14 protein-coding genes are annotated in these 12,655 nt (G+C 42.9%); 10 read left to right on the top strand and 4 right to left on the bottom strand.

Annotated features, from left to right (window positions below):
• The first annotated feature begins 7 nt into the window (after positions 1-7).
• Positions 8-646: a protein phosphatase CheZ gene (locus P2E05_RS12940; RefSeq protein WP_154622970.1), complete on the top strand. Its 639-nt coding sequence runs from the start codon at positions 8-10 to the stop codon at positions 644-646.
• A 100-nt stretch (positions 647-746) separates the two neighbouring features.
• On the opposite strand, the gene P2E05_RS12935 is transcribed toward P2E05_RS12940, so the two are convergent.
• Positions 747-1,304, bottom strand: coding sequence for a hypothetical protein (locus P2E05_RS12935; RefSeq protein WP_154622971.1), 558 nt, complete (start codon positions 1,302-1,304; stop codon positions 747-749).
• A gap of 335 nt (positions 1,305-1,639) precedes the next feature.
• Between P2E05_RS12935 and flhB the strand changes: the two genes are divergently transcribed.
• Both flhB and flhA read left to right on the top strand, forming a co-directional pair.
• Complete coding sequence (gene flhB, locus P2E05_RS12930; RefSeq protein WP_163862351.1) at positions 1,640-2,791, top strand: flagellar biosynthesis protein FlhB; 1,152 nt, start codon at positions 1,640-1,642, stop codon at positions 2,789-2,791.
• Positions 2,784-4,880: a flagellar biosynthesis protein FlhA gene (flhA, locus tag P2E05_RS12925; RefSeq protein ID WP_154622987.1), complete on the top strand. Its 2,097-nt coding sequence runs from the start codon at positions 2,784-2,786 to the stop codon at positions 4,878-4,880. Before flhB ends, flhA begins: the two co-directional genes overlap by 8 nt.
• Positions 4,881-5,429: 549 nt before the next feature.
• Here the strand turns inward: flhA and P2E05_RS12920 are convergent.
• The 3 genes from P2E05_RS12920 to flgA all read right to left on the bottom strand — a co-directional run bounded on the left by P2E05_RS12920 (position 5,430) and on the right by flgA (position 7,012).
• On the bottom strand, positions 5,430-5,870 hold the full coding sequence (locus P2E05_RS12920) for a flagella synthesis protein FlgN (RefSeq protein WP_154622973.1): 441 nt from the start codon (positions 5,868-5,870) through the stop codon (positions 5,430-5,432).
• Positions 5,871-5,880: 10 nt separating this feature from the next.
• Positions 5,881-6,183 (bottom strand): flagellar biosynthesis anti-sigma factor FlgM, encoded by a 303-nt coding sequence (gene flgM, locus P2E05_RS12915; RefSeq protein ID WP_154622974.1) that lies wholly within the window; start codon positions 6,181-6,183, stop codon positions 5,881-5,883.
• Between the two features lie 172 nt (positions 6,184-6,355).
• Positions 6,356-7,012, bottom strand: a complete 657-nt coding sequence (gene flgA / locus P2E05_RS12910; RefSeq protein ID WP_154622975.1) for a flagellar basal body P-ring formation chaperone FlgA — start codon at positions 7,010-7,012, stop codon at positions 6,356-6,358.
• Positions 7,013-7,288: 276 nt separating this feature from the next.
• Between flgA and flgB the strand changes: the two genes are divergently transcribed.
• The 7 genes from flgB (at position 7,289) to P2E05_RS12875 (ending at position 12,649) form a co-directional block, all read left to right on the top strand.
• Positions 7,289-7,702 (top strand): flagellar basal body rod protein FlgB, encoded by a 414-nt coding sequence (gene flgB, locus P2E05_RS12905; protein ID WP_154622976.1) that lies wholly within the window; start codon positions 7,289-7,291, stop codon positions 7,700-7,702.
• Positions 7,703-7,707: 5 nt separating this feature from the next.
• Complete coding sequence (flgC, locus tag P2E05_RS12900) at positions 7,708-8,112, top strand: flagellar basal body rod protein FlgC (RefSeq protein ID WP_154622977.1); 405 nt, start codon at positions 7,708-7,710, stop codon at positions 8,110-8,112.
• A 12-nt stretch (positions 8,113-8,124) separates the two neighbouring features.
• Entirely contained in the window at positions 8,125-8,958 is an 834-nt protein-coding gene (locus P2E05_RS12895; protein ID WP_272657452.1) for a flagellar hook assembly protein FlgD, read from the top strand.
• Between the two features lie 30 nt (positions 8,959-8,988).
• Entirely contained in the window at positions 8,989-10,209 is a 1,221-nt protein-coding gene (gene flgE / locus P2E05_RS12890) for a flagellar hook protein FlgE (protein ID WP_154622979.1), read from the top strand.
• A 15-nt stretch (positions 10,210-10,224) separates the two neighbouring features.
• Positions 10,225-10,980, top strand: coding sequence for a flagellar basal body rod protein FlgF (locus tag P2E05_RS12885; RefSeq protein ID WP_154622980.1), 756 nt, complete (start codon positions 10,225-10,227; stop codon positions 10,978-10,980).
• A gap of 19 nt (positions 10,981-10,999) precedes the next feature.
• A complete protein-coding gene (gene flgG / locus P2E05_RS12880; protein ID WP_154622981.1) occupies positions 11,000-11,782 on the top strand; it encodes a flagellar basal-body rod protein FlgG in 783 nt (260 codons plus the stop codon).
• A 99-nt stretch (positions 11,783-11,881) separates the two neighbouring features.
• Positions 11,882-12,649, top strand: a complete 768-nt coding sequence (locus tag P2E05_RS12875) for a flagellar basal body L-ring protein FlgH (RefSeq protein ID WP_375097498.1) — start codon at positions 11,882-11,884, stop codon at positions 12,647-12,649.
• Positions 12,650-12,655 lie beyond the last annotated feature (6 nt).

Raw genomic sequence — 12,655 nt, 5'->3', positions numbered from 1 at the left:
GAGTGTGATGACAGAACAAATAGTAACGGCGAGCAGTCCCACTGGTAATGACGATTTAAAACAGGTCATTACTCGGATTGGTACCTTGATGAGAACTTTGCGCGAAAGCATGCGGGAACTTGGCTTAGAAAAAAGTGTTCAGCAGGCTGTTGCTAGCATTCCTGATGGCAAAGACCGTCTACGCTATATTGCGCAAATGACGGCTCAAGCAGCTGAAAAAACATTAAATGGTATTGATGTAATCAAACCGCTGCAAGCCCAGATGCATGACCAAGCGCTAGCATTGCAGCAGCAATGGAATGGTGTGACTAATAACCAAATTAGTGCGGAATTACAGCAATCTACGAATGATTTTCTCGGTCGAGTGATTACTGATAGTAATACGACTAAAGCAGAATTACTTGAAATCATGATGGCACAAGACTTTCAAGATCTGACAGGGCAAGTCATTAAAAAAATGATGGAAGTGGTCGAAGAAGCAGAGAAACAACTACTCGCATTGTTAATGGAAAATACGCCACCAGAAATGCGAGTTAAACAGCAGAATGACAGCTTATTAAATGGCCCACAGATTAATAAAGACGGTGCGAATGTGATGGCATCACAATCGCAAGTCGATGATTTGTTAGATGAGTTAGGTTTCTAACTGGCGGTAGATCCCCCTTCAACTATGATGCAGGGGGATTTCATCATGTAGAGAATATGTCGCTCAAGTCATGAAACAGAGCACGCTATCGACCTATTACTTAGTCATGTTGATAGACTTCAACAATTTTGCCACCAAATGCTTCAGTAAATTGCTGAATGAAATCATCACTCATATCCCAACTATGAAAACTGAATCCTAAATCACCAAATGCCCATGGTGGGTCATAATGCCAGTCTGAAATAGGGGCGTGATAATCACAATTGACACATTCTAAATCATGAGGATGACCTTCGTACCAAGCCGTCACCGCATCGCTCCAACGTTCACTTTGCTCGCTTTGCTCATTTTTACACGTTGGGCAGTAGATACCCAGACCATTTCCTCCGGCATGGAAAACCGTACGCTCAGTGGTAATGGTTAAATAGTTTTTCAGTATGTTTTCGGGAAGTTGTGTCGGTACGATTTTATCATCAATCACATATAAGATGGGTTGTTTATACGCTGGCGTCGGGCGATACAACACTTCATCATCTTCTAGCTGCTGATAATCAGGGTCAATAATACCTTGTTGTTTTAACCAATTTAGCATGCGTTCCGCTTCTTTTTTGGCATCTTCAGCTAAAACCTCTGGGGCGACAAGATGGCAACTATCCATATCGTGGTGACCTTTAAACAAGAAAGTAGCTGATTAGCTTACCTTCTGACATGACCGAACAAAATAGGATTCGGTGTATTTATTTTGCAGTACTGATCATGTCTACGCTTAATCAGCATACTCAGGATTTTCGTCTTTATTTTTGTCATGTAATTTCGACATCTTTTTAATGCACGATGCCGTTATTTTTTGCGTAACGTTTCGCAAAATAGCTGAAATATTACTCAATGGGTAAATAACCCTAGTGAACGTCGTCTATTTTCTTGCATTGATTTTTTTACACTCTGTCATGCTATAGCCCAAACTTCCAATCTGCTGACCAGCAAGGAAATGGCGTGTCCGACGACAGTGATGTAGAAAAAACAGAAGAACCCACGCCCCATAAAAAACAGAAAGCAAAAGATGATGGGCAGATAGTTCGTTCAAAAGAGCTAAGTTCGCTAATGATGATGTTGGCGGGTATCAGCCTATTATGGCTAAGTGGTGGGCACCTTGCCGACGAGTTGCGGCAAATTTTTCGTCAAGGCTTTATTTTTGATGGGCACTATATACAAAACACCTTGTTGATGGTGAGTTACTTTGGACAAATGGTAGGGGAAGCATTATTTGCACTCTTACCTGTCATTGGCGGGTTGGCGTTAGTTGGTATTTCGGCATCTTCACTTGTTGGTGGCTTATTATTTAATAGTAAATTAATTAAATTTGATTTGAAAAAGCTTAATCCAATCAGTGGATTAAAACGAATTTTTTCGATGAACGCACTCTCTGAACTGTTTAAAGCAGTCCTAAAGTCGATGTTTGTTGGATTAGGGGCAGCCATTTTTTTATGGCAAAACTGGCCATCATTGTTGCATCTGGTAACCGAATCACCAGTAAGTGCGTTAGAAAACGCGATGTACAAGGTGATTTTTGCCGGCTATTTAATTGTATTTTTGCTGATCCCGATGGTGGCATTTGATGTGTTTTATCAGTTTCGCTCTCATTTGAAAAAATTACGAATGAGCCGTCAAGAAATCAAAGACGAGTTTAAACAGCAAGAGGGTGACCCTCAAATTAAAGCAAAAATTCGTCAGCAGCAGCGAGCAATAGCGCGTAATCGCATGATGGCGGATGTGCCTCAAGCCGATGTGATTGTCACCAACCCGACTCACTATGCAGTCGCATTAAAATACGATGACAAACATATGGGGGCGCCGAAAGTATTGGCAAAAGGTGCTGGCGTGTTAGCGCAACGCATCAAAGAAATCGGCCAAGAGCATCGAATTTTACAGCTAGAGGCTCCCCCATTAGCACGGGCTCTCTATCGCCATGCTGAAATAGGGCAAAGCATTCCTGTCGCACTGTATGCTGCGGTGGCAGAAGTCTTAGCATGGGTTTACCAACTGCGTCGCTGGCGGCGTGAGGGTGGATTAAAACCAAGAAAACCGAAAAATTTACCAGTGCCACCGGCGCTGGATTTTGCTGGAGAAAACAATCGCGATGGCTAATTTGGCTGCATTATTAAAATTGCCTAAAAATTTACAGGGTACACAGTGGCAAATTCTTGCTGGCCCAGTGCTTATCTTACTTATCTTATCAATGATGGTACTGCCGCTACCGGCCTTTATTTTGGATTTGCTATTTACCTTTAATATCGCGCTATCCATTATGGTGCTATTAGTGGCAATGTTCACCAAGCGTACACTTGATTTTGCCGCTTTCCCAACCATCTTACTGTTCGCGACATTATTACGTTTATCACTGAATATCGCCTCAACACGTATCATTTTGCTGGATGGTCACACCGGTCCTGATGCGGCAGGGCGTGTTGTTGAAGCCTTCGGTCACTTCTTGGTCGGCGGCAACTTTGCGATCGGGATTGTCGTTTTTATCATCTTAGTGTTGATTAACTTCATGGTGATTACTAAGGGGGCTGGACGAATCGCTGAAGTCGGTGCACGTTTTGTACTCGATGGTATGCCTGGCAAACAAATGGCCATTGATGCGGATTTGAATGCGGGAATTATTAATGATGATGAAGCCAAAAAACGTCGAGCAGAAGTCACTCAAGAAGCTGATTTTTATGGTTCGATGGATGGTGCGAGTAAATTTGTGCGTGGAGATGCAATCGCGGGGATCATGATCATGGTGATCAACGTCGTTGGTGGACTGATAATAGGTGTTGGGCAACATAATATGACGCTAGGTGATGCAACCAGTGCTTATACGTTGCTGACTATCGGTGATGGCTTAGTGGCTCAGATCCCTGCTCTGATTATCTCCACTGCCGCGGGGGTGATTGTGACTCGTGTGGCGACCGATGAGGATGTGGGTGAGCAGATGGTCACCCAATTATTTAATAACCCACGAGTTATGTGGCTCAGTGCAGGGGTATTAGGGTTAATTGGCTTAATCCCAGGCATGCCAAACTTTGTTTTTTTACTGTTTACGGTGGCGTTAGCTGGATTGGGTTGGTATTTAGTACGTAAATCAAAACAGCCTGAAAACCAAACTGAGGATGGTCAACTCAAACAGTTTCAAGAGGCAAATAAAGTCGTTGAAGCGACGTGGGACGATGTTCAATTAGAAGATTTGTTGGCAATGGAAGTTGGCTATCGGTTGATCCCTTTAGTGGATAACGACCAACAAGGCGAATTGCTTGGACGTATTCGTGGGCTACGCAAAAAATTTGCTCAAGAGGTGGGGTATTTGCCTCCAGTTGTTCATATTTGCGACAACTTAGAGCTTTCCCCTTGTGAATATCGCATCCTTATCAAAGGTGCGGAGGTTGGGCGCGGTGAAGCTCAACCAGGGCGTAGTTTAGCCATTGACCCCGGTAATGCAGCAGGCACCTTACCTGGTGATGCGACTAAAGAACCCGCCTTTGGTCTGCCAGCTGTGTGGATTGATGATGATTTACGTGAACAGGCTCAAATTCAAGGATATACCGTTGTCTCCGCGAGTACGGCTGTGGCGACGCACTTTAATCAAATTCTGCTACAGAACTCCAGCACATTGTTTGGTCGTCAAGAAGCTCAATTGTTGTATGACCGAGTGAAAAAAGAGATGCCGAAGTTGGCTGATGACCTGATCCCTGACACCATTTCTCTGACAATACTGCATCGTGTATTGCAGAATTTATTGGCGGAGGAGGTGATGATCAGAGATATGCGGACGATCCTTGAAACACTCGCTGAAATGGCAGGTGAAAATGGTGAGCAAAAAGATACTGACTATTTAACATCGCAGGTGCGTATCGCGCTAGGACGAGCAATAACCCAACAGTGGTTTGGTCATGCAGAAGAAATTCAAGTGATTGGATTAGATGCCGGTCTCGAACAAATTTTATTACAGGCGGCAAAAAATGGCGGCGGGTTAGAGCCTAATTTAGCACAATTTATTCAAAATCAGGCAGAAGAGGCGATAAGGCATCAAGAAGCCATGGGAGCCCCGACGGTATTGTTAGTTAACCATGGCTTACGTTTGATTCTTTCTCGTTTTTTACGTCGAAGCTTGCCACAGCTGGTCGTGATGTCAAATCTTGAACTAAATGATCGTCGTAAAATTCGTATGACATCCATGATCAGTGGCAGCTAAATCCGTTTATGAAAGCGATGAGTATTTAATAAAAGAGTACGATGCCTTATTGGGTAATCCAGTCAGGCATCACACACTGTCCGCCATGGCATTTTTATCTTTGGATAAAAGAATAACCTCTCCATAATCATTGCCTATCGATATCACACAGCTATCACTGGCAGAAGACATAAAAAACGCATTTGATAGAAACGCTTTTGTGATGTTGATGATGTCACGTTGAATTCTAATGGCTTGAAACATACCAACAGTTATATCACCAATAGGTATGATGCCAATTGGATCATTATTATGTTTTGTGGCTGCTGGTTGTTGTGAAGTTATAGAATAAGATGCTTGGATGAGTCATCTATTACTATTGGATAGATCTAGTTGCCCAGCGAAAGGGCGAGATTGGTTTAACCAATGATATACCTTAAATGATAGCTTCTCTTTTATTGGCTCGTAAACGCGATGATGATGGGATGCGACGATAATAAAAATAAATGATTCTTCAATGATATACCGACTTTAGCTAGCGAGTCATAATTGACCAGTATATCACTGAGATTAAATAGAGATTTTCTTCCCTAAAACAGGGCGTTTCTCTTCTAAACCATCCGCACCATAAGTTGATTGATTATTATGCTTTTTGACAAAAGCAAGTCGCTGATTATTCAGTTCAATGTGCAACTGCAACATTTGGTGGTTACGGTAATTAAGCTCTTTTAACGTCGTTGTTAGCGCTTTAATTTCAGCCCATAGATGATAAAGAGCAGGATGTTCATCATAAGGTGCGGCAATACCAAGTTCTTGCTCAAGGCGTAACCGATTTGTTTCACCATGGCCTATCGTGGTGACTAAATAGCGTTTTTGCTCAGTCGCTTCCTGAAAAGGTGAGGGTGGAACACGGTGGTAGCCCAACAACAGCTCTTCATTCTTCATCACAATTTGTAATGACTGCAAATGTGTTAGCTGTTGTTCCAATAATATTAATAATTCGTCGTTCATATTAACTATCTTATTTCATCGCCAGCATACATTCATGGGCATCGCGTAAAATACCGTCAGCAATTTTTCCTGCATCCATTTGCAATGTTCCCTCTTTAATGGCTTGCTTAATTCTTTCAACCTTTTCACTATTAATATCGCTCGCCTGAGGCTGGAGTAATTTCTTTTTGAGTTCACTTGGTGAAAAAGTACTTTCTTTGACTGACTCGGCTTCTGAGACTTTTTTCTCACGAAGTTGTGCCGCAGGATCTTGAGGGTCACGGTTTGTGACTTGCGTTAACGCTGAAATTGCAGATGTTTGCTCAATAGCCATAGTGTTTTTCCTGTTCCGATATTTTTATGAATGGAATATCGGCATTAATTACGAGTTCTTTAATGTTATGCTTATCTTTAAGACAATTCTAATATTTGAAATGATGCCGCTACTATTCATTATTAGCGGGTACATACTATATATTATGTTATTGAATCTCAATTAAAATTCGCTACTTGAGCGCTATCTGAACACTGCCATTTTCGAGGGCCGAGCCATTCACAACTTGGCCGTTAATGAGACGCACGCGTATATTTTCACCTATGGCAGCATTATTGATGGCTCGTCCTTCATATTTCACAGAAAAATGATTTCCATTGGCAAAAACATAGACGTTTTGTCCTGCTTTAATAGCCCATGGTTTACGCATCATGGATTGCGTCAGCGTCTGTCCTGCATTGATATCACGTAGTGCGATACTACCGCGTATTGCGACTTTATCATTTATCGTGCCAGAGGGTAATTTGTGTAATAACCCCTTTTTGGTCCCGATATCAACAAATTCAATTTTTTCACCACGGGTGATATTGCGTGTTGCAACATGGTACTGCCCTGTGACATTAACGGTTAATTGGATAAATTGCTTCTTTTTACCGCACTGTACAGGTAATGAAATATTTCCCATATTTCGCCTACCGACGGGTGGGAAAATTTGTGGTTTTTCACAATTGGGCCAACGTTCTATTGGGGTTTTTATCTCAATAGAAACTTGATTAGGTTTTGTGTGTATTTGGCGAAAATAGTCGTTAATGTCTTGAGGTAAAGAGGCTTCAGCGGTGGCTGTCAGTAAAATTAATGTACTGAATATTGTTGTTTGAAAACCATTCATCGAACTGGCACCTTATCAACATACACTTTTTAGTTGCTCGCATTCTACGCATGCCATCAATATTGAATGGGGCAAATAGGTCAATAATTTTGCCTTTATCCTGCCATTAGATTTTTTGTCATACCGCTAATATAAGCGCGTCGAATTTTAAATTTCAGCGTTTTCTGCATTGCTATTCTTTGAAGAATCGCGTTGGCGAATGACGTGACATATTCCAGCTTATTTAGAGCGATAAGATTGAAACGCTAGGTAAGCACATATTTATCGAGGGCGAACATGATTGATAAATTAAATGCCACATTTGCTTTTCAGCAGCAGGCATTATCAATACGCGAGGCAAGACAAACTGTATTGGCCGCAAATATTGCGAATGCGGATACACCCGGATATCAGGCGCGAGATATTGATTTTAGTCGTCAGTTACAACAGGCGGTCGATCGCGCTGGGATCAACGGTAAAGGTGTTGCGCTTGCAGTGACAGCAAAGGGCCATATAGAAGGCCGAGGCATGAAAGCCCCCGCTCTTGATCTTAAATATCGTGTGCCATACCAAACGTCAATGGATGGTAATACGGTTGATATGGATATAGAACGCAGCCAATTTGCAGATAATACGTTGAAATATCAGGCAGATCTGACATTCATTAATAGTCGCGTTAAAAGCATGTTGGCCGTGCTACAACAAGGGTAATGATTATGGCTTTATTAAGTATTTTCGATATTTCAGCATCTGCATTGACGGCTCAATCACAGCGCCTCAATGTGAGTGCCAGCAATATGGCTAACGCAGAAAGTGTCGTTGGCCCTGACAGTGAACCTTTCCGTGCGAAACAAGTGGTCTTTCAAATGTCGCCTCAAGGTCGCAATGAGGTCGGTGGTGTGCGAGTCAGCCAATTGATTGAAGATCCTACACCGCCACGTATGGAATATAAGCCCGGTCATCCATTAGCCGATGAGAAAGGTTATGTACGTATGCCTAATGTCGATATGGTTGGTGAAATGATCAACACGATTTCTGCTTCCCGTAGCTATCAAGCGAATTTAGAAGTAATGAACACCGCGAAAACGTTGCTTCAAAAAACCTTAACCATAGGCCAGTAACGAGGAAGCAAAATGGGCATTGCAGCCACAATGTATGATTCTTTGGATAATACAACGACTGGCCCTGAGCCATTGAAAAGTAATATTCCAACAAAAAGTCAAACAGATGATATGCGTGACACATTTTTAAAAATGATCGTGACGCAGATGCAAAATCAGGATCCCACCAAGCCGATGGAAAACACGGACTTGACGAGTCAACTTGCCCAAATTGCAACTCTCGAAAGCATGAATAAGTTGAGCGATAAAGTCAGCGGGATCTCAAGTCAAATCGGTTCAGGTCAATCGTTGCAAGCAACCCAATTAGTAGGAAAAGGGGTTTTGATACCGCGTAATGAAATTGTGCTTGCGCCGCTTAAAAAACAAGAAAGTGGTGAAAATAGCGATATTTCTAAGCCAACAAATCCTCTACCTGATGATGAACTCAACCGTAGTTTGTCGGTGTTAAATGATAGTGGTGATGAGAGTGAGGTATCTCAAGATGATTACATTTCTTCACCATTTGGTTTCTTCCTACCTAAACACGCAGACAGCGTTGAGATCACCATTCGTGACAAAAATAAGGCAGTGGTTCGTACGATTTCTTACGAAACAGAAGTAAAACCCGATATTTACGATATGTCGTGGGATGGCCGTGATAACAACGGTCAATTAGTTGCAGATACTAAAAGTAAATATTTCTTTGATGTAAAGGCCATTAAAAACGGTGCTGAGATAGAAGTCACTAAGCTGGGTTATACCCGAGTGAATGGTGTCACACCGGGCACTGATGCGCCTTTATTGGATGTTGGGATAGGGCAGAGTGTGCCACTTAGCAGCATTTTTAAGGTCTACCCATCATCTTAATTTTATTCCCCAAACCGTCATGGAGAACACATGTCTTTTTCACAAGCAGTTAGTGGCTTAAATGCCGCCTCAGCGGGGCTTGATACGATTGGTAATAACATTGCCAACTCCGCAACCAATGGTTTCAAAGGGGCGACCACCTCTTTTGCCGATATGTTTGCCGGTTCAGGCGTAGGTCTGGGTGTTAACGTTGCGGCAGTCACTCAAAATTTTAAAGATGGTCCAATTACTCGGACGGATAGACCGACAGATGTGGCAATTTCTGGTAATGGCTTTTTCCGAGTTCAAAATCAAAACGGCGATATCTTTTATAGCCGTGATGGACAATTTACGCGCGATAAAAGCGGTAATCTGGTGAATAACCAAGGAATGATTATTACGGGTTACCCAGCGGGTTTAGATGAAAATGGCAATATCGTTGTTCAAAGCGGTGGCGTACCTCAAGGATTAAATATCCCAACGGATATGATGGATGCAAGAGCATCTGATACGGCAAAGCTCACTATTAATCTAAACTCCGAAGATAAAGTTAAATCAAAACCATTTGATGTTAATAACCCTGATGACACAGGAAGTTATAACTTTAGTACCACAATGAGTGCCTTTGATAGCCAAGGTAACACCCATGAAATTTCAGTTTATTTTGTTAAAACGGATGACAATAAATGGACGGCTTATGGAAGAGACTCAGGCGATAAGGTGGCGAAAAAATTAGGTGACCTAGAATTCGATGGTAATGGTCGCTTAGCCAGCCCAACGAATGCCGTTTTTGCATTTGATTACAACGGATTGAATGGCGCTAATGATGGCACATTGCAGGTTGACTTAAATAAAACTCGTCAGCAAAAAGTCAGTGAATCTTCTGTCAGTGCTATTGATGTTAATGGCTATCCTGCCGGTGAGTACACCAATTTTAAAATAGAAGACAACGGTCTGATTGTTGCTAACTACTCAAACCAACAAAAGCGAGTGGTTGGTCAAGTGGCCCTGTCTGCTTTTGCTAATCCAAGTGGTTTAGTTTCACAAGGCGGTAACGTGTGGGCATCATCAAATGCGTCAGGTAACCCAATGGATGGCGTACCGGGGGTTGGTCAATTCGGGAAATTGACGAGTGGAGCGTTAGAGTCTTCTAACGTTGATATGAGCCAAGAGCTGATCAATATGATTGTGATGCAACGTAACTATCAATCGAACGCGCAGACAATCAAAACCCAAGATCAGATGCTGCAAACGATGGTTAATTTACGTTAATAGTAGAGGGTGGCCATGGATCACGTCATTTATACCGCAATGGGTGGAGCTCGACATGCGCTTGAAAACCAAGCGATTGTTTCTAACAACATTGCGAATGTTTCTACCTCTGGTTTTAAAGCACAGTTAGCGGCGATGCGCGCTGTTCCGATTAATGGTGATAGCGAGCAAACACGTACGTTAGTCGTTGCTTCAACGCCAGGCGCTGATATGAGCCAAGGGCCGCTTAATTATACCGGCCGGCCGATGGATGTTTCATTGAACGATAAGCATTTCTTAGCGGTTGAACTTGCCGATGGCAGTGAGGCTTATACACGTAACGGGAACATCCAAATTTCATCTGAGGGTGAGCTGGTGATTGGTGAACACCGTTTACAAGGTGATGGTGGGCCAATTAACGTTCCCCCAAATGCTGAATTAACCATTGGTGAGGATGGTACGGTCACCGCGCTACTCGCCACCGATCCGCCAACCATGTTAGGTCAAATTGGTCGTTTGAAAATTGTGGAAGCTCAACCTCAGGATTTGCTACGCGGTGAAGATGGATTATTTCATCTCTCACCACAGGCAATAGCCGCGAATGGTGATGTGCTGGCACAAAGTGAACGAGCATCACTCACATCGGGAGTGATTGAAGGCAGCAATGTTAATGCGGCTGAAGCTATGGTGTCGATGATCGCCAATGCGAGATATTTTGAAATGCAGATGAAAGTGGTACGTAGTGCGGATGAAAATGCACAAAAAGCCAACCAACTGCTTGCCGTTAGCTAATTTTTAGTAAGGAATCACCATGATCCGTTCTCTATGGATTGCGAAAACTGGGCTTGATACCCAACAAACCAACCTTGATGTTATTTCCAACAACTTGGCAAACGTCAGTACTAATGGTTTTAAACGTCAGCGTGCTGTATTTGAAGACTTGTTATATCAAAATGTTCGTCAACCGGGGGCAATGAGCTCAGAGCAAACGTCTTTGCCATCGGGGTTACAATTGGGTACGGGTTCCCGTCCTGTCGCAACAATGCGTATACATAGCCAAGGTGCGTTGAATAAAACAGGGAATACCACGGATATTGCGATTAAAGGGCAAGGTTTTTTACACGTGCAGATGCCTGATGGTAGCGATGCTTATACCCGTGATGGCGCTCTACAGCCTAATCAGGATGGCCAATTAGTCACCTCCAGTGGTTACCAGATCGTGCCGGCAATTACCATCCCAGATAATGCAAATAGCCTTTCTATTGCCTCGGACGGTACCGTTTCAATCACAGTTTATGGTGATAACCAACCACAACAAATTGGGCAAATCACACTGACAACCTTTATTAATGATGCAGGCTTAGAAAGTATGGGGGAAAACCTCTATATGGAAACCGCCAGCTCAGGCGCTCCAAATGAAAGTGCGCCGGGCACTAACGGTGCTGGCTTGCTGTATCAACATATGCTGGAAACCTCGAACGTTAACGTTGCAGAGGAGTTAGTCAATATGATCCAAACTCAACGTGCCTATGAAATTAACAGTAAAGCGGTTTCTGCTTCTGACCAGATGCTGCAACGTTTAACACAACTTTAATTTGATGGAATAGCAATCCAGTACATCCAGTACAAGCTAAATGGCAATTTGCGGATGATTGCAGGTTGTCATTTGGCGAATGAGAGGGAATTCAACGTGATGATAAAACAGATACAGCAGCTAAAGAGCACCATGATGATGAAAAGCGGTATTGTCCCTCAAAATAAGGAAAATTCATTATTTTCACCTAGTAAGGTTCTCGTGCTGACATTGGTATTCGCTATCAGTGGCTGCGCTTATGTCAAACCTCGTCCTCTGGTGGATACGCAGACAAGTGCGTTACCGACAGCACCGACCGCACCTGCACCTAATGGCGCCATTTTTCAAAGTGCACAGCCTGCATATTATGGCTATCAGCCACTGTTTGAAGATAGGCGGCCTCGTAATGTGGGGGATATTTTAACGATTAACTTGCAAGAGAATGTTAGCGCCAGTAAGAACTCATCGGCCAATGCGAATCGTAGTGGCAAAACAGGTTTTTTAGCCGCCATTTTACCCGGTTTTATGCAGGGCTGGTTAGGGGGTAGCAATACCGAATTGGATGTGAAAGGAAGTAGCGATTTTACGGGGAAGGGAGGAGCGAATGCTAATAATACATTTAAAGGCACAATCACCGTCACGGTCGATCAACTCTTAGCGAATGGCAACTTACATGTTGTTGGTGAAAAACGTATTGCTATCAATCAAGGTACAGAATCGATTCGCTTTTCGGGTGTTGTGAACCCTCGAACAATTGGTGCGGATAATAATGTCAGTTCCACACAAGTGGCGGATGCACGTATTGAATATGTCGGTGATGGTTATATTAACGAATCACAAACCATGGGCTGGTTGCAACGCTTTTTCTTAAATGTTTCGCCTTATTAAGGTGAA

The sequence above is a fragment of the Providencia stuartii genome, assembly GCF_029277985.1.
GTDB classification, from domain to species: domain Bacteria; phylum Pseudomonadota; class Gammaproteobacteria; order Enterobacterales; family Enterobacteriaceae; genus Providencia; species Providencia zhejiangensis.
The sequence above is the reverse complement of the archived record's forward strand: the minus strand, read 5'-3'. Positions and strand labels throughout refer to the sequence as shown.